This is a genomic window from Bacillus sp. DE0042 (assembly GCF_007680225.1).
Classification (GTDB): Bacteria; Bacillota; Bacilli; order Bacillales; family Bacillaceae_G; genus Bacillus_A; species Bacillus_A wiedmannii.
The window spans coordinates 111,109-135,060 of sequence record NZ_VEJP01000003.1; the positions used below are offsets into that span (position 1 = coordinate 111,109).

The window sequence follows — 23,952 nt, forward strand, 5'->3', positions numbered from 1 at the left end:
GAGGAACAACGTAAACTTGCGGAAGCTCAAAAACAAGAGGAACAACGTAAACTTGCGGAAGCTCAAAAACAAGAGGAACAACGTAAACTTGCGGAAGCTCAAAAACAAGAGGAATCAACTAATAAATCTACCATTAATAACAGCGGTGCTAGTGAAAGTTTCTCAAATTGTACAGAATTACGTAAAAAACATCCGGATGGAGTACCATCTTCTCATCCGGCATACAGCGCTAAGTTAGATCGTGATAAAGACGGATTTGCTTGCGAAAAAAAATAATCTAATACTATTATTCTCTATGATAGTTACTGCTATATCCAAAAGGTTTTGTTCGTGAGTTATTATACAATTGCATGGTTACAACAGATAGAGCAATTAAAGTAAGCTGAATCTGATTCTGCAAACAAATTAATCCTAATAAGAACTGGTACTAAATTCTACTGTGAAAATATAACTAGTATATAAAAAGTAGGTATTTAAATTAAAAAGAAATTCTACCTTTATGAAGGTCACTCATTCAATATTTAACGCATTTTGTTTGTGGAGTAAAATCATAAATCCAATATTAAAGGCATTATCTAAAAGTAAATTTAAATCTCATAAAAATAACAATCCCCTTCTGCATATGAATGCAAAAGGGGATCTTTTTCAATTTATTCTATTCGTTCTACAGACAGTACTCATAGATAAATAAGAAACGGTGTATATTTACCCTAACATTTATAAAGATGAAAATCAATATATAATTATCTACATATAAAACCAGATAATAATTTTTATTCATAAAACTATTCTTTTGAAAAATATCATTATAATTTAAAATATTAACATCAATTTATTACTTTCCCCTTAGTGTTTTACCTCTACGTTATACTACATTACCTATTGAAAACTATAACAAACACATATGTTGTAAAATACATTTTTTTGAGGAAACTTTAACCATTTATTGTTATAATTATATCCGCAATATTTTCCCAGGAGAGTTCCTATAAAGAACAATAGGATAATGGACATACATATTAGGCACTCCCCTTCTTTAATACGTTCATAGAAATATAGAAAGGGTTTATACGATGGGACAATTTCAAAGTAATTTTCAATCGGCACAACAAATCGCTACGCAGATGAGAGCAGCGTCGGATACCATCCAAAGTGCAACAAATCGTCCTATAACAAAGGCGACGCGTACAACACTATCTGTTAATTCCAAAGCACAAGAAGCGAATCAACAAATGTTAGATTTTACGAAACAATTTTCCACTGCCTTTCAACAAGCGGTCGATAATATTCATTCGGTAGCTAAAGAGTTTGAGAGAATGGATCACGAACTTCACAACACTTTTCGCTAATGTGACCACCTTCGTAAAAGTAAAACGGTAGGAGGAAAAAGATGAGTCAAGATATTGAAAAACAAATCAATCAATTGAATCAAAAATTACAAAGTGTATTCAAAGAACAGGATTGGAATCAATCTGCAATTCAAACTCAAGAACACGTGGAAGCAGATTTTCACGAATGGAGAAATCGAAGTAATCGTTTATTTAACCGAATTCTAGAAACTTGGCACGGCGATAGAGAATTATCTCATTTTTTTATGAATATGCGTCAAGAAGCACAACACATCGAACGAAAACTTACATTCGAATTGGAAAACCAAAAAGAAACATTGCTTAAAGAAAGACGAGACCTTAGTGATTTAGAAGACGACCTATCCTACCAGCAACAACAATTAGCAAGGGAGGCTTAATGCATGAGTTTAAATATGTATTTGGGAGAAGTACAAAGTCAAACTCAAAGCATGAACGCTGTATGTACCGCTACCATTCAAGGTATGGAACAAGCTATTCAGTCGATTGACGCTTTTGCAATTGATACTGTTCTACAAGGACAAACATATAGCAGTGCAAAATCATTTTTTGTACAAACTTTTCGTCCTTTAGCACAAGGAATCATTTATTTATGTGAAGAATTAATTCGTCAGAATGATGCTTTTCCAAGTCAATTTCAATCAAAGGTAGCTTCAACTGATGTTATCGAACAAGAAATAAGAGAACAAATACAGGAAATCAATCAATCGATTGCAAGTATAGAAGCGGTAGATGTAGCTATGCCAATGCCTGGAATAGACGCAATTGTTGCAGTCTTAGTTGCGATGAGAAAAAAACTTGAAGAAAAACTAGAGCATTTATATGAATTCAATTATACATCCAGTAATAACTACAGCACAGCCCTTCAACTAGCAGCTAGTATTGCTACTGGTCTTGCCGAAGTCCAAAGTGGAAAGGGCTTTAGTCCTGCAAGTGGTACATTTAGTACACAAGGGTTGAATATGGAGTGGACGACTTCTATCCAAGCGATTACAAAAGAAAAAAACCGTCATTCTGAAGAAAGCAGTATTATAAAAGGATCGTTGTTCGATAAATTTAAAGATACTGTTGGAAATAACGTAGAAGCGATGGATCAGTTGTACGAAAAGTTTATTCACCAGATAGAAAACACTCCCCTTATTGGGCAATATTACAACTACAAAAAAGGGCAAAATGAAGCGGTGTTAGATGAACTTAAAGGAATATTAAACACAATTTTACATCCAATAGATAGTGTTGAGGGTGCTGTGTATGCTCTTTCTCACATCGACGAAACATTTGCTGCTGTAGAACAAGCTATTTCTGATTCGTGGAATCAAGATGTTGTAAATGGAGATTGGAATAGCAGAGCTAAATGGTATGGAAATGTAGAGATGCAAGTTAAATTAGCAATCGCTGAATTATTTGTAGGAACAAAAGGTGTAGATAAAGTTTCAACGTTAGGCAAAACCTCAAAACTTAGTGAAAGTGTAAATTTTATACAAGGCACGAAAAACGTAATAACTTTAGATAAGTATAAGCAAAGCGTTGACATGTTGAATAATATTCTAATGCCAAAAAATCAATTTGCTTTTGCCGATACCAATGCACTTAATCTAAGATCATTTGATTACACTACTTTTAATAAAGCCAAAGATACTTTTTTATTCTTCGATAAATTTAAGTCTCACCCCAATTCCATTTATAAAAACAATGGTTCTGTTGAACATATATTTCATGGAAACGTGAATAGAAGAGGAGAAGCTGGTGGATTTCATCATGAAAGTATGCCATCTAAAGGGAAAATTCGCTCGATTACAGAAGAACCAAACGAACATGGGGTATACAAGGCTGAAGTTGAGGTTAATGGAATTCCTAAAGAGTTTGAATCCTCATTTTTTCCAAAAGATTGGAATAGAGTAGAAGTTTTACAGGCAGTTAAAGAAGCTTATAATAATAGGGAATATACGGGACGAGGTAATAGATACATTGGTAGAACGTCACATGGTATAGAAATTATGATGTTCATTGATTCAAGGAATCGCGTTATTTCGGCCTTTCCATTACGTTAACCATTGAAAGGATGATCTTTAATATATGAAATACACATATGAATTTTTTCAAGGACCTTTTAATCTTTTGATGATTAAACTTCCTGAAAATATATCGTTGGTAGGGGAATTTTTAGAAAATGATATTCAAAATAGTGACGGTGTGTTTTGGCTATCTCGTATAAATAAAGTATTGAACTGCGAAGTTGATTCTCTAGAATTAGGTGGAAATAGTTGTGATTTAGAAATACGTAATGACTTCACAAAAATTACCCATCGTTATATAGAAGATGAAAACTACTCTTGCAACATCGAAACCGATGAACTAAAAGAATTAATTTTAATATGGGTTAAAGAAAAAGAAAAACATAAAAAATAAGTTCGAATATTTTTGGGGTAGATGGTCGAAAAGATAAAACTTTCATAGTTAATAAGTATGATGAAGATGAAATCCCTCTTGAAATAGAAACTATTACTTTACGAAATCTAATAGACATTTGGTTAAATGAGCACACAAAATTGACCACCGAAAAAAATAACAAGTAAATAATGTTGCATACAGCACGAAAAAGACCGCCCGTAATAGGCGGCCTTTTTCGTTAAATTAACGCACATTCACATACGTATCACTAGCCGTAATATAGAAAACTTGCCAATGACTATTATGCACTTTATATTGATACGAACCATTTACAATTATCTTCGCATCAATTGTAAATCCTAATCCTCCCCCCACAGAACCAGCCACGTCTTTATCATGCCAAGATGGAGATTCATAGAAACGTAGATTATCAACTTTAGAAACAACACGCTTACCTACAATTGAAAAATCCACATTGCTTTTCTTACTAAACTTTACATATGATGGATTGTTCTTAACCCATTGTTCACCACCAAGATTTAACCAACCATCCTTTTCAACCCATACAGCATAATATAAATTATTAGCATCAATTTATTACTTTCCCATTTGTATTTCACCTCTACGTTATACTACATTACCTATTTAGAACTATAACAAACACATTTGTTGTAAAATACATTTTTTCCAAGGAAACTTTAACCATTTATTGTTATAATTATATCTGCAATATTTTCCCAGGAGGGGCCCTATGAAGAACAGTAAGATAATGGACATACATACTGGGCACTCCCCTTCCTTAATACGTTCATAGAAATAAGAACAAAAGGTATGTATCAAATTGAGGGAAAAGTAGATGGAATAACATATATTGTTGGATTTAAAAATGGCAGAATAGGACAATTATATCCTAAATAGAAATCCGAGGAGACGTTAATATGATTAGTGTAAAATCATATATAAAAAATGATAAAATAATAACTTCATTAGATAATATCGAAAGTAACTTTCTTGAATATTTCATACATTTTGATAACGCGAAATGTTTAGAACTAGTTATTGATTTTGATTATATGGAAGGTGCAATAATAATAAACTATTACGGAAATACTATTTTAGGATTTAAAGAATGGGATATGATTGATCAGTTATGGTCATATTTCATAAATGCAATTGAAGAATTGTTTGAAAATCAAAACGATGTAAGTTTTTATTTTCCAGACCAACCTTTAGAGGTAAAAATGCAGGTTATTTCGCAAGAGCAAATTTTATTATCTATTGCAGGAGAAAAAACATGTTTTAATAAAGATGAATTATTATTAGCTTTATTAAAAGGAGCAGAAAACTTTTTTGATATATTGAAAGAATGTCCTGATGAATATCTTGTAGAACAGAGTAATAATGAATTAAAGAGAATAGAAAAATTATTAAATAAATTGAACATTTAAATGAGAACATATTATTAAATACACTGTTTAAATTTAACACCTATAGTATGGTTAAAGTAGACACTTGAAACACTAAAAGAATCTATAAACAGTAAAGAATAAAGTTGCAATTAACAAAGCCGACTCATATCAATTTGAGTCGGCTTTACTATTACTTCACACTCACATACTTCTCACTAGCAGTAATATAAAATGTCTTCCCTTTAGAATTATGTACACGATATTGTGGAAAAGCATTCACCCTTACTTTTTTATCAATTGCAAATCCTAAGCCTGCATCTAATGTACCAGCAACATCTTTATCCTGCCAAGAAGGAGAATCATAGAAACGTAGGTTGTCCGCTTTAGAAACAACACGTTTACCTAATACAGAACTTGCAGCAGACGTTTGTTCACCTTGATATTTAATATAGGATGGGTTGTTATAAATCCATTGATTTCCACCAAGATTTAGCCACTCACCTTGTTTTCCCCATACTTGATATGATTCATCTTTACTTAATTGACGGATAATACCGTAATTTGTTGATGGCCCACTTCTAAGGTTTACATTATATCCATCGATATAAGCCACTCCTGTTACTCCTATAACGTGTCGAGAAGGTTCTTGTGGTTTTGGTTTAACTGTAACAGTTGCGCCATCATACGCCTTTTGTACGTCCGTTCTGAATTGCGATTCCGATACACCATGACTGCGAAGATAATCAAGCGGATCTTCGTGGTCGGTTCCACCTAATTTGTAAGTAATATCTTTATGTGTCCATAAACCTTTGCTTGGATGAATTCCTCTATCTTTTAAAATCTTAGCTAATAGTTTTACATAACGTTCGTAAGAAGATTTAAATTTCGCTAGATTACTAGTTTCAGAAAGTTCTACGTGAACAAATCGTTTGTTAGCAGCTGGTCCAGCACCATAAGCGATATATTTTGTATCAGCAATTTGGATTGTTTCGTCCCAATCCACTGCATAATGAACAAAAGCAGAACGCCATGTACGAGACTCATACTTTTGAATATTAATTGCTGGCGCTTCTGGTGTTGCAGTACTATGTGCTACAACGCCCTCATAAGCGCCTACACCGTAGCGATATGCTTGTTTCGGTAAGTCTTGGATAATTAGTACTCTATCGGCAAAAGAAGCCGTAGCGAAAGAAAATAAGAGCAATAGAGTCATGAATAATGAACTAAATATTTTCAATGTTTTTTTCATTGTGTATTTTCCCCTTTTGGCCAAACAAAAAGAGCACCGTCTTTTGACAATGCTCTCCTTATGTAAGGCATATAGTTTTATTTGTTTTGCTGTTTTTCTTTTCTTGCATCAGATCTTTGAATCTTTGCTTGAATTTCGGATGCTACACTTTCTAGCAACCATGCAGGAATCCACTTTTCCCAGCCGATTCGTGCACAGTTTGCAGCGAAACTATTAAAAATGTGATAACTCAATCCACCAACTACCATGAAGAAAAAGAAATCCGGTAGTTTAAGAGCAATATCGAATAAATGTGCAAGAGCCGGTAATGATAAAAGCACCATGGTTCTCGTGATGCCCTCAATTCCATATTGTGATGAGTATGTGCCATCTAGTTTTGAAGCTTTACTGCCAGTAATCCAGTCTAACATGATAATCCAGCAGTAGATTCCAATCCAAATTACATTCGCCTTACCATATAGCAAATTAATTAATGTTCCTAGTCCTCCGCTTATAATGCCACCCACTTTAAATTGAGTACTTGTAATTACATCAGATATATTCAATGCCTTGATAAGTTCTTGAATTCGTTCCAAGTTCTCACCTCCTTTCAAATTTTGGCCAAAATAAAAAAGCCTGCTGCTGCACGCTTGGATTCTCTTGTTTACGTATTTAATTTTTTCCATGAATGTTCTAATGGCTCTTGTCTTGGTCGTTTCATGGCATGATTTTGTTGATTATTAGGTGTTTCTATTTTAGGTAAAAATGCTCCCTTCCGTGTATGTGCGTTCCTATTGGCTACAGTTAGATAATTACGTAATATCATTCCTTTAAAAGTAGCCATAATCAAGAAACCCTTATTACAATATCTGATGGTAACGAAAAAGTGTTGGCCACATTACTAACACAGGCTAAATATCTATATTTTTGTATCCCTTCATCGGTTGGAATTTCAATGAAGTCTCCTTGTGATAAATTCGTTGTTCCGCTTAAATAAAATATTCCATCTAATCGTCCTCGGACACCTTCATCCTTAGTCTCTACAAAAATAGGAGACAAAATATATGATTTATCAATTGTCGGGTTCTTCAAAGGCGTAAAATGACTTGTGGTGAATCTATATGGTTTAGTTGAAGAAGGAAATGATTCAGGACCCGCAAACATCCAACCTTGATTTTGCTGCGCCAGAGAATTAGCAGTTACTCCGGAGAAAGCTGTTGATGCTGCATATATTGCCCTTGTAAATGGTTCATGGGATTCTTTTAAATACAGATCATCCGGAACGCCTATATATGAAACAACGTTGTAACCGGATAGATATTCTGGTGCAATTGTAGCAACGATAACACGTTCTTTATCCGCAAAGACGTATAATTCAAAAATTGCATCCTTATCATAAGTTGGTCCTTTTCCCTTTGTAAAACCGGTGTTATATCTTCTGCCAAAAAACCAGCCTAAAGGATTGGAGTCAGTTATATTTATCCGTCTACTTGTGTGTTCATCGTATCCTTCAGAAAAGCGAAAGAATGGATCTGCGTAGTTTGATTTTCTAATATCATAACTAGAGTTTGTTGATGGGGAAGATTCAGAATTTCTTCCATCAAACGGGATAAGTTCAAAGAATATATTTTTCTTATTATCATTACCATCTGAATACATAACGAAAAAGTTATTTTCAGAAGAGTCTCCTTTATTTTTTTGTACCCATCCCACTCGAAGCATCTCATCAATAACTGTTTGGAAGATGTCTTTTCGTGCAACTTCAAAGCGATTAAAAATTTTATTAGTCATATAGTTCTCTCCTTTAAGATAAACTTACTGCTTTTAAATTTAAAGAAAATAAAGCAGCCGAATCTCCTTTGTTTTCAACAAAAACATGAGCGGCTGCAGTATTATCTTTATCTTCAATTGGTATTGCTAATATATCGTATATTTTCTTCTCTTGGAGACTCTTGTATATTTGATCTCCATCTTCTTTTTTATCAAAAATTGTAACGACCGTTTCGGAATCTTTATCATTTATGACTTTAATTGTTCGGATATCATATTTGTTGAATCCAATATTAATCGGTATATATTCTACCTGCCCTTTTTCTATAAAAATTTGTTCTTTTCTTTCAACAAATGTTGGATTTGAATTTGCTGTTTCCCCTTTGAATCTATTAATTTTCATTTTAGTTCCCATATCATCACAACCTAATCATGTGCTAGTTTAATGTTGAAATAAATTGGTTCAAGGCCCATGTAATTATAGTCTTTAACAACTTTAACCCAGAATTCTTTAGAGTTTTGAGGGTCTAACGTACCGATAGAAATTTCTTTTGAAAAATTAATACCATCTAGTGAAACATCTGCCCAGGAAACTCCGACCTTATCCATGTATTGTTGGACAGATATTTTTAAATTGGCCACAGCGGATATATTTTCATTTTGCACAGACATTCGAATAACTTTTTGGCCCTCTACCATATTCCCTAAATGGGTTGGATCTGTATCGTTTAATTCTTTGTCATGCATTAAAATCTTTAAAGGAGAACCCATATTATATATGTCGCCACCATAAAAGATTGTTTTCTTTGTAGCGATTAGCATGTTTTTTTCGTCAAATATTTCTAATTGTCCCTTAAATTCCAGTGATGGTAAAACAATATCTATACCTGTATTGTTTTGCACTACTACACTTTTAAAAACGATGGTTCCACTATCATCTTTTAATACAACTATGCTCCCAGGAAAGAGTTGTCGTAATTTTAATTTATTACCTGCAGTAACAATAATACGATCAACATTTAATGGCTTGTATTGGTTTTCTATGCCTTTTTTTAAGATTATTCCAATCTTATTAGCTTCTAATTTGTCGCTATCAGCATAATCAAAATTAGAATCTGTTTTACTGTAAAAATCCCACTGATTACCTTGTGATACAGCTAACCATTCTGTATGGTCCTTTGAACTAGTTTTTGAATAAGATTCAAGGAATTCAATTTTGTTATCAGCATTCTGGTATATGAGTAGTCCACCATTATCATTTTCTACAGTTGGCTGATAATCTGCAGTTACTTGTATTGCAATGTCACCTGCAGGTTTATCAACTAATAGTAAAACATCTTTGCTGGCATCATGGTTTATTCGTAAAAAACTCTTTTCAGCAGAAATATCAAATGCACTTGCCGGAGACATGATCCACCGAGGATGTATGGAATCAAAATCATCCTTAAATATTTTTCCACTTTCTTTTTCGTATAAAGAAACTAATTCCATTTTCACCATCCTATCTCGTTTTCTTCCAATTTGAGTTCGTCCACCAAGATTGACGACTATGCCGCAACCATAGCTTTGGATCTTCTTTTATAACTTTTTTATTTTCATTGCCTTCAATGATTTCAGCGTTATATATATTATCAACTATGAAATGTTCAAATTTTATACAAGTGGCATCAAATAGCATGTTCACTTTAAAACTATCATTCTCTATAATTGAGCTTTCGATAATTATTTGTCTGTTAAGCTGTTCAGATTCGTTCACAACAGTTTCTATAGTGCTCTCTCTATCAAACGTATCACCTGTTATTTCATCAGCTTCAAATTGACGAGAAGTATCAAATAAATCCTGTTCATGAATTAAAGCTTTCTTTGCAGGTGTATCAGCTGCATCATACTCATAAACAATTTGTGAATCTAGCTCTAAAAGCGGTCTTTCAAATTCTGTTGCACCGGACACATCCGTCATTATTTCTTGTATAGGGCGCACCATATCAACAGTATCAACAACTTTTGATGGGATATTTATTTCTGGTCGGTTCATTGTTTCGGACAAAGCCGTTTCTGTTATGAATTCTCTTTTAATACGTGAAAACATGTCGAAGTCAGGTAAATAGACTGGAATCCCCAAACCTTCGAACAAATCCATTTCTTCTCTCGTTGCATCTATCTGTAGGATGTTTCTATCTGCTAATGAAAAAGTCTCTTCAAAAACAATAGTTTTTGTATCAAAGCGATTGCTTAATTCGTTTTCTGTAATGACAGTGACGATATCTTTCGTAATTTTATTAACTGGATCCGTTTCTATGTAATCTGTAGAAACTGTTGCAATTACTTTATCTGTAGCTACAGTGTTATTAATTACGCTGCAAACGTCTTTGATATTTCTATCTCCATTATCGATTTCAATAATATTACCTGTATTAAATTCACGATTAACATTTAAACTATCTGATATATCAGCCATGTTTACACCGTACTCACGACCTTTGGGGGTTGTTAACTCCATATGTGCAACATCATTTGCGATAAATTCATTAGTCACCCTATTGGCTTCTGATTCATTCATTTTTTCGGTTTCATGATACTTGTTTTTTCTTTCAGCATATTCATGAAAAGCTTCTCTAGCTTTTATCTCGTTAGTCACCCTATTAGATTGATTAAAATCTATTTCAATTAAATCCATTTCTATTTTTTTTCGTAGTAAAGTTTCTGAATCTACAAGTGAACTGCCTATTTCCGATATAGAACGATCTACCAATTCAAATGAAATATCCTCCCCATTAATATGTAAGGCATCTCTATCTCCTGTAGATAATTCAACATAGTTTGCCGATAACTCTCTCTGGATGCGAGCGAACAAATCGTAATCGGGTAAATAAACTGGTATACCTTGACCATTAAATATTTCATATTCTTCATATGAACCAATCATTTCTCTAATAGATCTATCTGCTAATTCCGCGTCACTGATATTGATCGCTTCTAGTTCATTTATTGTGATATTGCTTGTATCAACAGAGATTGTTGCAGCTTTTATTTCCTTTTCTTGTCGTGCTGCTACGATACTTTCATAAAAATTTTCTCCATACAGAACGCGTGCGACGTTAACCCATTCTGGTAATTCATCTACATCTACAGCAAATTCGCGCACTTTTTTATGAAGAACTTCTTCTTTTATTACTAGGTTCATTTCGTGCTCGTTTGTAGCACGGTGCAGCACCTCTTCGTTAGCAATAAGAATTTCATGTGTATTAAAAGGTCGATTAACATGCTCATCCACGATATGATTCATTTTAAAAATCCGCTCATGTTGCAATGCTTCCTCATCAATGTTTATACCAATGGGAAAACATCTGAATTGCTTGGAATCTTGTATATCAGAAACTTCCATATCAAATTCTATCAAACGTTTTGAAATGGAACTGTCTAGAGAAGTCGTACTTGCTTCAATTTCTCTAACTTGCCGACTAGCTTGTTCCACAATATCAGAGAAAACGCCTTTAATTTTAGTTGTTCTTTTTGTAGCAAATATCTCTGCATCATCTTCTGTAACAGCCTTAACTCTTGAACTTGCTGGCATACTTACTGGAAACTCGTGTTCATTTTTTCCAAAAGGGTTTGTGACTGAAAGTGCTACACAATAGCTCTTTTCAAAATTGGATTCTGAAGTAATAGAAACGGTATAGTTTTTTTCTTTTATAAATAAAGAAGGGGTAGCAAGCAAATAAACCTTTTCTTTCATTCTTTGCTTTCCCCCTTTCGTTTTTAAATGTCCTCTTTATAAATCGCTAACCCAATAGGATTAAACGGAGAATTTTTACTTGTGAATGGTGATACCGCAGTTGTGGGCAATGTATAACGATATAATTGCGCCATTTTATAACTTGCTGTAATTTCTCCAAGTGGAAATTCTTTAAATATCACTGTTTTGTCATCTGGATTATAGACATAATCTGTTTTCGGTATTTCTTTACAATTCATAAAAATGTTTAACGTATCACCTTGTGGTTTATGTTCTAAATGAAATATAGTCGTGGCACCATCACCGTTACCAAGCACTTCATTTACTACTGTTTTTTCAATTTCTAATTCATCCGCTTGTTGAATGTTCTTAGGATGTACCGCATAAACATCATCTAATTTCCCTACATAGCCATCGTTTGGATGAACAATATAAAATTGAGATAAATGATATTTATTACTGTACATTGAAGGATTAAAGCGACCTTGACCACTATCAATCTCAGAATTATGAGTAATGAATGCTAGATAATGCTGTTGATACATAGCTCCTGTTAAAGATTGGGCCAACATGGGCGATAAATTACCACCAGAAGTATTTTGGCCATAGTCCATGTTAGTTTCTCCAATTTTCTTCGTGGAATTATTAAATTGTTCTCCTTCACGGCAACCGCCCATGATAAGTAAATTTTTTTGTGGCTTATTATCAAAGGTGTGCATTTTTCCAATATAAAGCGGAACAAATAAAGCTCGGACAGGACTTGGCGTCGGATCTATTCGCATAAACATAACGATACGATCTTTATTTGTGTTTCCATACATATAAACAACCGAATCTCTCTTCCAATCTTTTGTGAATCGTTGTTCTGGCGTGAAACTTAACGATGTATAAGGTGACGCATTAATAAAATTGATAGATTTAAAAATTTCCGTCATAACACTTATTGTGTTTTGAACATCAAATCTGGTTTTTGCTGTAAGAACATCTTCTAATACACCATCTTTATTTGGTTCAAGTAATCTTATTCCGGAAATTTTAATGTTGTCAGAACTTGCAGGCGCGGATTTGAAAATAATACTACCGCCAGTGAATGAGTACTCATTCTCGTTTACAACAGAGTCATTTTTATAAACCGTAAAACGACTTTCATCGAAATCAGCAAATGGTAATGTGAATGTTGTTTTCGTTCCATTTCCATTCCCTAAATTTGCTGCTTCATCTGTAGACTTAATTTCTTTTTCAATGAAATATCGCGTATATGTGAAGAAAATCATATCATTTGATGGTTCATATGCATCGTTGGCAAGACGATATTCTGCTGTTATCTTTCCGCCTTTTGCAATTGGACTATTAAACTTAATATTCCCTGTTTTTCTATCGACTGTATAAGAACTCTTATCTTGCAGAACGCTATTTACATAAACTAATAGTGATGTTGAGATAATTGGGAAAGCAGGAATTTTAAATTCTGTTTTTGCTCCATCTCCAACTCCTAAATTTCCTAATCTGGATTCGGCAGAAATATAACGTGCATCTGCAAAATCCGAATCCGCAGTATCGTATGCTACCGCAAAACCGAATCTGCGTCGTTCTAAATCGCTACCTAACGATTCAAACAATCTCACATCAATATATTTACTAGAATCGCTTCGAATGCGGAATAGTAAATCTCGTTTCCATCCATTTGCGATATACATTTTTTCTAATTCATTCGGTAACGTTTGTAAATTAACTACTTGATCGAACCACATTTAGTTTCTCCCCTTATTACATTGATTTTTCGTATATACCTAAACCAGCTGGACGATATGCAGTTGCTGGCATTTTCGTAATTGGTGATATTGCATCCACTGTAAAGAAACGATAAATATCATGAGAGTCTGGACAAGTATCTTTTCGGACTTTTAATTTGTCGCCATCTAATAATCCTAATGGTGATAGGAGAACGATATAAGGCATGTAGCCGCGGACACCTTCATCTGGATGAACAATATAAGCACGTGAAGTATGTACTCTACCACTATATAAAGATGGGTTAAATTGATATTTATATTCATCATTGTCATGACTTTGCCACGCTGACGGGTATTGTCCACCGTTTTTCCCTTTACGATCTGGTGGCATCATATTACTTGGGACATTCCACGCAATATAGTGGGCTTGATATCTTGCTCCAAATCGAGAGCGTTTTATAATTACATTATCAATACCATTACCAGGACTTTTAGGATATGTTTTTGTTCTTGGCATATATTTTGATACATCTCTAAAAGGTTTCGGGTTTTCAAAATCAAAAGTATGAGAAGAAGATTCGCCACCTTCATCATAGGCACTACCAGCCCATAAAGCATCCGCAATTGTATCATCCGCTGCATAACTTTCTAATCTGCCCATATATACCGGTATTACAGGAACGACGTTATTTTCAAATGCTGGTGTTCTGTCTGCTTGAATTAATAAAACCGCTCTATCTTTATCAACTTGACCTGTAATACGAACTAGTGAATCTGGCCACCAATTTGTATCTACATTTACATTTTGTAATCTTGGATTTCTAAAAGTACACTTTACCCAAGGTGACATCATGAGTTGCGGAGAATCAGAATACTCATAAGAATAAGTGTAATAAATATCACCAGTAGTCGGATTTCTGTTTTCATTTTTTACTTCTATAACCTCAGCTAATTCAACATCCATTATGGATTTAGTTTCATATCCGTCTTGAGCGCCCATAGTGATTAAACTGTTATCTTTATAATTTGGGAGTTGTTCGATCATATATAGATACATACAAGAGCGATCTTTATATCCTGGGTTATTTTCTAGATAAGATTGAAGTTCTGTTTTTCCTTTATCTGTAGATAAATCTATATCCAATTTTATTTTATTCTCCCAAGCCCAGGTCTGAACAATTCCGTACATGCCACCATCCGAATTTTGTAAAACAACATGTTTTGCACACCAATATTTATACAATTTAGTAATGTTATTTTTGCTTCCTTGCTCTTTTTCTTTATGAATGTATTTATAAAAGGTTTTAACTTTTTTCCAACCATTTTCAGTCATTAAATTTATAAGCTCATTTTGAAATTCTGCTTCTGTAACGATTTTTTCAATATATGCCATAGATTTCACGCTCCTAATCCTTTAAAAGTTGATAATTAAGCCATACAGTTTTTTTCTCTGCAGATACATTATGGTATTCGAACTTTAACTCTGCATTGGCAGGTATAGGCTTAACGATGGAGAAATTAAACCCCTCCGGCACATCTTTTACATAAACTTCTTTAAATACTTGTTGGCCATTAATATATAAGTTCCAATAGTCCTTATCACTGTAATGTGAAGCAGCAACAGAAAAAGCAATCATTTCGGTTTCAAATGGTAATGAAAACTTATCTACATGCATTCCATCATAAATACCAACTCTTCGCCCTTGAATAAATGGTTCTGTTTTAGTTGGGAAGTAAGGTGCGTCAAATCTTCCACCAGCCATATAATTAACTGAAAAACTCATGAGTACGCCCCCTTATCTTAAAAAGTGCAATTCAAACCACACTGTTTTATCAAGAATCCCTTGGTTATGGAATCGGAATGTTATTGCGCTTCCTGCTGTGACTGCTTTATAAACCATAAAGTGCATACCTTCGGGAATACGTTTCGTATATATATCCTGGCAAATAGGTTGTCCGTTCACGATTAGATCCCATTTATCATCTAATTCGTACATGGAGGAACTAACACTAATTGCATATACCTCCATATCTGCAGGTAATATATATTTCACTTCATCCGTTTTATATGATGTGGAATCCATAATGAATCCAGGTACGAATGGTTCCGTTTTTGTTGGATGAAAAGGTGGATCTAATCTTCCGCCAGCTAAATAGGTTGTTTCAAACAAGAGCATTCACCCTTTTCCATGTATTAAAAAATTCCCATGCGTCATTACGACACATCGGGAATTGGTAAATCAGATAGCATACCATTGCCTTTATTAAGCAGGCGCGGCTGCACACGCTCTAATTGTTTCTTTGCATTATATATTAATTGTGTTTCCATCATCTTTCCTGTTATTTTGTGGGATAAAATAACCTTATCTAACATACCGTTGTCGCTAAAAACTAAATCGTAATAAAGGTATTTGTCTCCATCAACAGCAGATAAACGAGCGCCATCACGAATAAGGGTATAGCCCTCTGTCATACCTTCTTTAAATACGTTATTTGGGTCATCCCCAGGCATTGGTTTTCCACCGCTGTAAAATTCTCTATCAATTAATCCTTTCATCAAATACATAATCGGATCATATAAGTTCTTTTGCATTATCATCATATCACCCCTAGTTTACCCTTGTGACAGCCCAAGTTTTTGCGGGACGTTGAATATAATATCCATCTGGACCTATGTTTTTACGATCAAATGTTAAATCTGGCAGAGAACCATAATCAAATAGTATATTATTCTGTGTATCTAACACTTGTAGTCTTCCTGTAAGCCACCTTAAAGGATTTCGTACAGCTTCAAATACAATTACATTTACCCCGTATTCGAGTGGAATATCAACATATGTAGGATTGTTTCGGATAAGGTAATTTTCTTCTATTAACCTATCATTGGCGTAAATATTTAATACGTCACCATCTTCATAATCATAATCCCAAAGTTTTAATCGTAAGGTATCTACGTTTACTGTGATTCCGCTTATGTCTGTATAAGGTGTTGGTTCGTATCCATAGTTAACTGTTAAATCTAAAGTTTGATAGAAACCGTCATCTGCTGAAATCATAGTATTAATACCTTTCACGAAATAATTCCATTGTTGGCCAGAATCTCGGTTGTAAACAGAAATTACATCAAACAATTGAATCCTTGGATCACCAACTACCGCTACCGTTAGTGTCCTAAACTTCTGGATTGCTTTTAAATGATAAGCTGCAGCTACTGCTCTTCTTGCAAAGAACGTTGTCGCCCAAGGGACTTCTATCATTTCCTCTCGCAAATCACCCTGCGATACATTTTTTAATAGAAACGAATTAAGAAATCCGTTTGCGTAATCTCCACATTTCACAACAATGCTATTACTGATATCCTGATCTGTTAGCTGCATATCTAATGAAATGAGGTTCTCACCTTCATTAAAGTTAAATTTTGCAGGCTCGTTAATGGCATAGTCCGGCATTTTCATAAACGTACAACTTCCATCCGGTTCATGTTTAATATAGTGGAATGTTGTATCTATAATATCTCGGACAATTTCATCCCATTTTTGAAACCTCTTACCAGTAGCACCTTCAACAAGCCAACTTTGATTGGTACCAGGTATGTTTACGGGACTACCATGTAAGACAACCCCTGCTTTTTGGAAGAAGAATTTCACAACATCATAAACATTTCCAGTTGGTGCGACAATTTCATCCGATCCAGGTGTTGGGATTACTGATTTATGTAGAAGTTTCTTATAAGATGTTGTACAAGTGACTGAAATAGTACCACTTTCGGCATTTACCTTCACATCAGATACCAAACCATGTATATAAGGTAAAACCTCTTCACCGTATCCAATAGACACCTTAAATTCTGTCTGTGGATACAGTTGATTTGTATTTGTTACTTCACTGTTATAAAACCATTCTTGAATAGAAGAAAACTTACCGTACCAATTATCAGGAGCCATTTGACCGTATTCATTTGCGAAGGTAATGGTAAATGTACTTGCGAATTGGTCTGCGTTCTCCTGGACTTCTAAACCCGTTACACAGTGTTGAATTTGGACGTAAGTAGAAGAGTCCCTTTTTTTCATAAAAACAATTAAATTAGGGGAGTTATTTCCTAATTGGAAATGACTCCCCAACATTCTAATTAAAGATACAGAACCTTCCCTCATATGCCATCAACTCCAACTCCTGCTTGTGCTGTAGATATTAATTTACATTTTGCTATTACTAATGTGCCTTTTCGTATTGTATCCACTTCATTAGGTGGTATAATACCCCCGTAGGTACCGTAATCACCAGTGATAATATGAGTACGATATATTTCCCTCATGAAATCACGCCAATATTTCATATCTCTAAATAGCAGAGTGAATTCTACTTCGCATCCTTTATTACCAGCACTTTGAAAACGCGGATACCCATGCATAACATTGTAAGTTTTTAAGCCGTCTAATGACTTTGGCATTTTTGTTTGCTCAATCATTGCAATGTTAGGAACATACCCAAATGCATGATAAGAAGCTTGGCTTACATAGGCTACATCAGAAGCACCATAGCCTATTGTTGTAAATTCAATTGTTTGCGGCCCTGCACCAACAAATATTTCTCGTGCTTCCCAAGCGTAAGGCCCTCTTGCTCTAAACCGTTCAATACCATTTACCCGAACAATAAAGTATTTATTCGGCAGCATGCCATCAGAACCAATAGGAACTTGGGACATAAAATGAAAGTTATATGTCCCTGGCCATCCAAAAGTAATGGTATATTGTATTGTGTTTTTTAATTCTACTATCTCTTCAAAGAGGTAATACGAACCTGCTTTTCTATGCAATGTTTTTAATACACTCATACATTTCGCACCGCCATTCCCATTAGATCATCAGCAACTACGTTTTGTAGCAGCTTTCTCATTTTTACAAAGTCATCTGCAGATTGTAATTTTTCAACAGCGACTCTAAATGTAGCATTTTGAATTGTTACACCCTTATCCGTTTTCTTCTCAACGTGGGTTTGTCCAGCATATGGATGTGCTGTCTTACCAATTAAATCAGCAGAGCGTGCTCCCATTTGTCCGATTTGAGTAGATACATCGGTTACTAGTTTCATTGGTTTAGGTGGAACAACAGCTTTATTTAGTAGTTCAGAAGCTCTATCTACTGCAGGGATCATGTTTTCCATACCTACACCTAGACCTTCTGTAATAAATCCACCAAATTCCATCATTAGGCGTGAAGGACTTCGAATACCAAAGAACTTTTTAACTGCTTTTGGAATTCCGCTAACTACGCCTTTTGCTTTATCAGCTATCCAGCCACCCATTGCAGCCATACCTTCACCAATACCAGCAATGATGTCTTTTCCCCAGCTAACTGCTTCTTTTGCTACATTTTTTACAATAGATCCTACTTTGCTAAATACATCTTTTACGATATCTACAATACCTGTAAAAGCTCCCGTAATAGCTTTCTTAATTGCAGTAAAGCTACTTACTATGAAATCTTTAATAGCTCCAACAACACTAAAAATAGTATTTTTAAGTCTATTAAAATTATCAACTACGAAATTAACAAAGGCTCGAACTGTTGCAATGATTGTATCTTTAATAAAATTCCAGGCTGCTTGAATGAAATTCTTAATCGCAGTCATTACGGTAATGATTATATTTTTAATAAAGTTGAATGCATTTTGAACAGTGGTTTTAATGAAATTCAATACAGTAACAAATACTGTTTTTATAAAATTCCAGGCTGCAGAAATTATAGTTTTTATAACATTCATCGCTGTTGAAATCACATTTTTTATAAATTCGAATGCAGCACGAATAAACGATTTCAAAAAGTTAAGGACAGTTGTAAATATCGTTTTAATGATATTCCACCCAACTCTAAAAATCGTTTGGTATGCTTTTATATAAAATGAGATTACATTTTTAATAACTTCTAAGGCGAATTTAACAACGCTTTTTAAGATATTTAAAGCGGCATTAAAAATGAATTTTATAGCAATCCACCCAAGCTCGAATGCTTTTTTCCAGAAATTAATGTAAAACTTTATAACTGCAGCTATACCGCGCCAGGCTGCTTCGAGCATTTTTCCTATAAATGATACAGAAGCATGGAAGACTTTTTTCGTTCCTTCCCAAAATCCAGAAAAGAATTTAGATAAACCGGACCAAGCGGATTTTGCACCTTTTACGGTTGCGTCCCACCCCTTAGAACATGCGTCACCCATCCATTTAACAGCTTGTTTCGTATATTTAACAACGGAATCCCAATTTTTGTAAATAAAATAAACTAATCCAACAATAGCAAGTATGGCAATTGTCCAGGGATTCATGAGTAGTGTCATTGCAGATCTACCAAGTATAGCGAGCGCTCTACCTATTGCACCAAACATACCAATAAGTTTAGGCCCTACTTTTAAAAGTCCTGCAAATGCAGTGCTACCTAGGAAAGCTACTGCTCTTCCTATCATAGCGAACATACTTATTAATCTTGGCCCGATTTTTAATATACCTGTAAACAGCAGAGGAACCTTTGTTAATACTGGTACAAGAAATCTAAACGAACCGACAAATGCACCTACTCCACTTGTCATAAAGCCCATCATGGCGACTAATGGTCCTAATACTGCAACCATACCTAAAATTGCTACGATACCAATTTGGATTGGTTTTGGAATAGAACTAAACGCCTTTGCAGCTACTTCTACAGCTTTGATAATGGGAGGAAGAGCAACTTCTGCAATATCAAGAATTGCTTGGCCTAGCGGTTCCAAGGATGCCATTGTAGTACGAGTGAGTTTTTGCCAGCGAACACCAAATGCTTCTTGCTGTGTCTTCTGCATTTTCTTCATACTGCCGTCAACATCGCGTAATGCACCATCGGCATTAGTAAGCCCTAATACAGCTTCAGCTCCCATGTCTTCCCATTTAGTACCGAATACAGCAACACCAAGCTGATTGGCTTTGACTTTATCGTCCATTTTGCCTAAATCGCCAAGTACTGCGTTAAATACATCTGCAGCAGTTCCTTTGCCTTTATTAAAATTGTCCCAAACCTTTTGAGTTTCTGGACTCATTTCTGCAAAGGCTTCTGTGACACCTTTTGATCCATCTTGTACACGAATACCGAATTCTTTTACAAGGTCGTTTACGTAATCGAGATTGTATGAACCATCTTGCGTTCCATTTGCCATAATGGTAAACATCTCTTCTGCAGAAAATCCTGCTTGTTTAAATAAAGGCGCGTATTCGGAAATGTTATCAAACATTTCGTTTGAGAAGTTTAAGCCTGCTTGTCCACCAGATGCTAAAAGGTCAAATGTCTCTTGTGCATCTAACCCGAACTGGTTCATAAGCTGTCCGGCCCCTCGTGTAACCTCATTAACATCCGCGTCAAAAGTTTTTGCAAGAGTCATAGCACTTTGTGTAGCACCCTGCATTTCATCGAAAGAAAGATTCTTCATGTTTTGACTTACTTGTATTACAGCTTCATCAACTTCTTGAATACTTTCTCCAAATCCATCTTTCCATGTCTCTTTTGCAACATTACCCAGCTCTTTTGTAGCTTCTTTTGATAAACCAAGTGTAGATTCTAATTTTCTATTAGAAGCATCAAAGTCAGAAGCTACTTTAACAGCTGCAGCACCAATACCAGCTAAAGGTAGTGAAACACCAGCAGTCATGTTAGTACCAACATCTTTCATTTTGTTACCTACATGACTAATGGATTCCCCTGCTTTTTGGAACTTATCATGCATTCCGTTTGCAGTCTTTTGTACTCGATCTTCAAATTGTTGTAAATCTTTATAAGCGCCGTCTGCTTTAATACCAATCGTTCCGAACAGTTGGAACATTTCAGCTAACATTTATGCACCCCCTTTTCTGGGGCCGATAACCATTTTATTCTTCATCGTCGTCTTCCTGGAATTGAGCCATAATTTGCTCAACATGTGCTTCACACTCTTCTTTGCTCCATACTTCACCCATTTCATAAGATGATTCCTTATCATCCTGGTTATCAGTTAGTCCAAAGGCTTTTAGATAATCATCAAAAGTAGTACCCTCTTCAAGTTGACGAGTTTGAAAACCAATGAACGCCATCTTCTTCCACTCGTTTAATTCTTCTTGCTGCTCTTCTTGTGCAATTAAAGAAAATAGGTCCATTAAACGCGAATACGGTATAGATAAGACGTATTCATCTGTCCATCCATACCGCTTTTGGATTTTATCGAAAGCACGTAACATGTTTTGTTCGGCTCCCTCTAAATATTCATCTGAATTTTCGTTTAAGCTAGGTTCGGAGCCGCTGCTGGAATCACTGCTGATTTGCTCCATTTCTCGCTCTGAACTTTCACTAGTCCCTTGACCTGGTTGAAAAAAGTCATTAGGTCTTCACTTTCTAATAATCCCTGTATAACAGCAACCATTGCTTCAGGAGGGAATTGACGAAACTCATCTGCTTTTACTTTTAATAAACTAGCAAAGAACTCTGTAAAATCATCTTCACAAGCAGGAATCATTGTTAAAACACGGAAAGCGAATTCGAATCCTTTTTGCTGCTGCTTCTCTTTAAGTGCAGCTAATTGCGCTTGTTTTTCTTCTTCCGGAAGAGATTCAGCTATTTTAGTTAGTTCATCCATTTCTTGCTTATCCTTACCGAAATCAGCAAAGCTGGCCATTGCGCTGCGTCCAATTTTTGAAATGATTTTAGCGAATCGCCAAATATCCGTTACATCTAATCGTCGCATTGGTACTTTTACACCTGAAATTGTAATTTCTGTACCAGTATTCATCATTTTTTCTAAAATCGAAGCCATTTTACTCTCTCCTCTTAGCATTTAGCTAGTTTTATGTAATAGAAAACCGACTACCATTTATGCGGTAGCCGGTGCTTTAAGTGCTGCTGTTTTCTTTTTCTTTGGTAAATAGATTGAGTACGGTGGCTCTGTTGAAGCAGTTTCACTGTAATGACCAATGAACTTGCATTTCAATCCAACCGTTCCTTTTCCATCTTTCAAATCAACTTCAATACTTGAAACTACCAATGCATTTCGAATAACGAAAATAATTGGCAAGCTGCTTCCTGAAACCATCCCAATCAAAGCAATATCATGATAACTAGAGTCAGGAATTTCATTTGAAGGTTTCATAATATCGTAATCTGGTTCGGTCGTACTATCTACCGTCATCCCAGGTAAAGCTAACTGCAGGTTTTCTTTTGTAAACTCTACTAATGTAAGTTCTACATGCGGTTCATCTTTTAATAACCACTTACCGCGCACCATCTTACCTAATACACCATCAATATCTGCATCATAGTACTCACGATCAAAACCTACTTTGGTTCCACCTGTAGTTGCTCCGACCATTTCTCCTAAATCTTTTATGCTTTTAAAGTCCTTATACATGACACCAGGGCCGATTACAAAATTATCAGTTGTTCCTTCGCGGACACCGTTAATTAATTTCCAGCTCATTTGTTCTACCCCCTAATACAAGTCCGTTCGAATTGTTCGGACAAGAAATTTTGCATTTATATGAATGATAGATGGGTCTTCATCTGGTATCGGCAGCTTACCTGCACGATGTATAGAAAGTATCCCATCATCTTTTAAGCTAACTACTCTATCTAGTAACTTCTCAATACGTGTAGCAATTAACTTCGCCTTATCATAATCCCCGTTGTCACAATACACATCGAAATTCAGAATCATACGATCTAGAATTTCAACATCATCCGGATTATCTGCTTCAATCCTCATAATTGCATAAGGCATTTCCATATCATCCTGTGCAGTTTGGAATGAAAGAGCAGGGCCTTTGTCCTCGTCTTCACCATATTCTGATAGATTAGCTATTATTATTTCATCGCTCTCTACAAGTGTTCTAATAGCTGCGATAGCATTAGTCATACAATTACCCTCCCATTTGCCTTTTCAGTTCTCTTCGCTCTTTCTCGAACGTTTTTACTAGAAATGGACGGGCTTCTATATTACTCGTACCAGTTTCAAGCCATATTGCTTTTTTTAAGTCACTTCCTACAGCACCCAACACCTCTGATTGCGACCTTTTAATGTTGTACTTAATAGAATTTAATAAATCACCAGTACGAACAGCAGGAGCTTCACCTGGTTTAGAAGCAGTATACTTACGACTGGTATGAGGTATCTTGTATTGTTTACCGCTACGGCTACCTGTGAGATTCTTTTTAACTTGATTTTGCAAATGAATAGTTGCTGCTGTTACTTTTTCAACACACATAGCGTTAATATGCGTCTTTACTTGCTCCATATTGCTTGAGAACTCAACTTCTACTGAACTAGACATATA

General features: G+C 35.1%; 26 protein-coding genes and 1 pseudogene. 6 read left to right on the forward strand and 21 right to left on the reverse strand.

The annotated features are described in order from the left end of the window. From FS802_RS31080 to FS802_RS31545, 5 genes are all read left to right on the forward strand, one after another. Positions 1 to 276: excalibur calcium-binding domain-containing protein (locus FS802_RS31080; RefSeq protein WP_186367214.1), on the forward strand; the 276-nt coding region annotated here is incomplete at its 5' end. 797 nt (positions 277 to 1,073) lie between these two features. Next, the gene (locus tag FS802_RS14525; protein ID WP_048563294.1) at positions 1,074 to 1,349 is read left to right on the forward strand and encodes a TIGR04197 family type VII secretion effector; all 276 of its coding nucleotides are present in this window, start codon (positions 1,074 to 1,076) and stop codon (positions 1,347 to 1,349) included. Between the two features lie 41 nt (positions 1,350 to 1,390). Next, positions 1,391 to 1,747, forward strand: coding sequence for a DUF3958 family protein (locus FS802_RS14530; RefSeq protein WP_048563293.1), 357 nt, complete (start codon positions 1,391 to 1,393; stop codon positions 1,745 to 1,747). A gap of 3 nt (positions 1,748 to 1,750) precedes the next feature. Further along, complete coding sequence (locus FS802_RS14535) at positions 1,751 to 3,418, forward strand: EndoU domain-containing protein (protein WP_098707608.1); 1,668 nt, start codon at positions 1,751 to 1,753, stop codon at positions 3,416 to 3,418. Between the two features lie 25 nt (positions 3,419 to 3,443). Next, on the forward strand, positions 3,444 to 3,776 hold the full coding sequence (locus tag FS802_RS31545) for a hypothetical protein (RefSeq protein ID WP_141545924.1): 333 nt from the start codon (positions 3,444 to 3,446) through the stop codon (positions 3,774 to 3,776). A gap of 225 nt (positions 3,777 to 4,001) precedes the next feature. Here the strand turns inward: FS802_RS31545 and FS802_RS14545 are convergent. Next, positions 4,002 to 4,331: pseudogene (locus tag FS802_RS14545) on the reverse strand (N-acetylmuramoyl-L-alanine amidase); the annotation flags it as partial. A 365-nt stretch (positions 4,332 to 4,696) separates the two neighbouring features. On the opposite strand from FS802_RS14545, the gene FS802_RS14550 reads away from it, so the two are divergent. Then, entirely contained in the window at positions 4,697 to 5,206 is a 510-nt protein-coding gene (locus FS802_RS14550) for a hypothetical protein (protein ID WP_098878862.1), read from the forward strand. 151 nt (positions 5,207 to 5,357) lie between these two features. On the opposite strand, the gene FS802_RS14555 is transcribed toward FS802_RS14550, so the two are convergent. The 20 genes from FS802_RS14555 to FS802_RS14650 all read right to left on the reverse strand — a co-directional run bounded on the left by FS802_RS14555 (position 5,358) and on the right by FS802_RS14650 (position 23,949). Beyond that, the gene (locus tag FS802_RS14555) at positions 5,358 to 6,416 is read right to left on the reverse strand and encodes an N-acetylmuramoyl-L-alanine amidase (protein ID WP_098878863.1); all 1,059 of its coding nucleotides are present in this window, start codon (positions 6,414 to 6,416) and stop codon (positions 5,358 to 5,360) included. A gap of 77 nt (positions 6,417 to 6,493) precedes the next feature. Beyond that, on the reverse strand, positions 6,494 to 6,991 hold the full coding sequence (locus tag FS802_RS14560) for a phage holin family protein (RefSeq protein WP_098707612.1): 498 nt from the start codon (positions 6,989 to 6,991) through the stop codon (positions 6,494 to 6,496). 68 nt (positions 6,992 to 7,059) lie between these two features. Next, a complete protein-coding gene (locus tag FS802_RS14565; protein ID WP_098707613.1) occupies positions 7,060 to 7,239 on the reverse strand; it encodes a hypothetical protein in 180 nt (59 codons plus the stop codon). Between the two features lie 2 nt (positions 7,240 to 7,241). Continuing rightward, entirely contained in the window at positions 7,242 to 8,186 is a 945-nt protein-coding gene (locus FS802_RS14570; protein ID WP_098707614.1) for a hypothetical protein, read from the reverse strand. A 13-nt stretch (positions 8,187 to 8,199) separates the two neighbouring features. Continuing rightward, on the reverse strand, positions 8,200 to 8,580 hold the full coding sequence (locus FS802_RS14575) for a hypothetical protein (RefSeq protein WP_098707615.1): 381 nt from the start codon (positions 8,578 to 8,580) through the stop codon (positions 8,200 to 8,202). An 11-nt stretch (positions 8,581 to 8,591) separates the two neighbouring features. Beyond that, a complete protein-coding gene (locus tag FS802_RS14580) occupies positions 8,592 to 9,656 on the reverse strand; it encodes a cell adhesion protein (protein ID WP_098707616.1) in 1,065 nt (354 codons plus the stop codon). 10 nt (positions 9,657 to 9,666) lie between these two features. Next, positions 9,667 to 11,901, reverse strand: coding sequence for a hypothetical protein (locus FS802_RS14585; RefSeq protein WP_098878865.1), 2,235 nt, complete (start codon positions 11,899 to 11,901; stop codon positions 9,667 to 9,669). Between the two features lie 23 nt (positions 11,902 to 11,924). Next, positions 11,925 to 13,652, reverse strand: a complete 1,728-nt coding sequence (locus tag FS802_RS14590) for a hypothetical protein (RefSeq protein WP_144525120.1) — start codon at positions 13,650 to 13,652, stop codon at positions 11,925 to 11,927. A gap of 16 nt (positions 13,653 to 13,668) precedes the next feature. Beyond that, positions 13,669 to 15,027 (reverse strand): hypothetical protein, encoded by a 1,359-nt coding sequence (locus tag FS802_RS14595; RefSeq protein WP_144525122.1) that lies wholly within the window; start codon positions 15,025 to 15,027, stop codon positions 13,669 to 13,671. Between the two features lie 13 nt (positions 15,028 to 15,040). Next, entirely contained in the window at positions 15,041 to 15,418 is a 378-nt protein-coding gene (locus FS802_RS14600; protein ID WP_144525124.1) for a Low copy number virion structural protein, read from the reverse strand. A 12-nt stretch (positions 15,419 to 15,430) separates the two neighbouring features. Continuing rightward, positions 15,431 to 15,805 (reverse strand): Low copy number virion structural protein, encoded by a 375-nt coding sequence (locus tag FS802_RS14605; protein ID WP_144525126.1) that lies wholly within the window; start codon positions 15,803 to 15,805, stop codon positions 15,431 to 15,433. A 44-nt stretch (positions 15,806 to 15,849) separates the two neighbouring features. Continuing rightward, the gene (locus FS802_RS14610) at positions 15,850 to 16,233 is read right to left on the reverse strand and encodes a hypothetical protein (protein ID WP_144525128.1); all 384 of its coding nucleotides are present in this window, start codon (positions 16,231 to 16,233) and stop codon (positions 15,850 to 15,852) included. Between the two features lie 10 nt (positions 16,234 to 16,243). Next, a complete protein-coding gene (locus FS802_RS14615; RefSeq protein ID WP_144525130.1) occupies positions 16,244 to 17,788 on the reverse strand; it encodes a hypothetical protein in 1,545 nt (514 codons plus the stop codon). Next, positions 17,785 to 18,468 (reverse strand): hypothetical protein, encoded by a 684-nt coding sequence (locus FS802_RS14620; protein ID WP_144525132.1) that lies wholly within the window; start codon positions 18,466 to 18,468, stop codon positions 17,785 to 17,787. Before FS802_RS14620 ends, FS802_RS14615 begins: the two co-directional genes overlap by 4 nt. Next, complete coding sequence (locus FS802_RS14625) at positions 18,465 to 21,488, reverse strand: phage tail tape measure protein (protein ID WP_144525134.1); 3,024 nt, start codon at positions 21,486 to 21,488, stop codon at positions 18,465 to 18,467. The genes FS802_RS14620 and FS802_RS14625 overlap by 4 nt, the downstream gene beginning before the upstream one ends. 34 nt (positions 21,489 to 21,522) lie before the next feature. Continuing rightward, positions 21,523 to 21,957: a hypothetical protein gene (locus tag FS802_RS14630; RefSeq protein ID WP_144525136.1), complete on the reverse strand. Its 435-nt coding sequence runs from the start codon at positions 21,955 to 21,957 to the stop codon at positions 21,523 to 21,525. Further along, positions 21,909 to 22,439: a hypothetical protein gene (locus tag FS802_RS14635; protein WP_144525138.1), complete on the reverse strand. Its 531-nt coding sequence runs from the start codon at positions 22,437 to 22,439 to the stop codon at positions 21,909 to 21,911. The genes FS802_RS14630 and FS802_RS14635 overlap by 49 nt, the downstream gene beginning before the upstream one ends. Positions 22,440 to 22,496: 57 nt before the next feature. Next, positions 22,497 to 23,099, reverse strand: coding sequence for a hypothetical protein (locus FS802_RS14640; RefSeq protein ID WP_144525140.1), 603 nt, complete (start codon positions 23,097 to 23,099; stop codon positions 22,497 to 22,499). Positions 23,100 to 23,111: 12 nt separating this feature from the next. Continuing rightward, positions 23,112 to 23,534, reverse strand: coding sequence for a hypothetical protein (locus tag FS802_RS14645; RefSeq protein WP_098707628.1), 423 nt, complete (start codon positions 23,532 to 23,534; stop codon positions 23,112 to 23,114). 4 nt (positions 23,535 to 23,538) lie between these two features. Then, positions 23,539 to 23,949 carry a phage virion morphogenesis protein gene (locus FS802_RS14650; protein WP_000099343.1) on the reverse strand — a complete coding sequence of 137 codons (411 nt, stop codon included), beginning with the start codon at positions 23,947 to 23,949 and terminating at the stop codon, positions 23,539 to 23,541. Positions 23,950 to 23,952 lie beyond the last annotated feature (3 nt).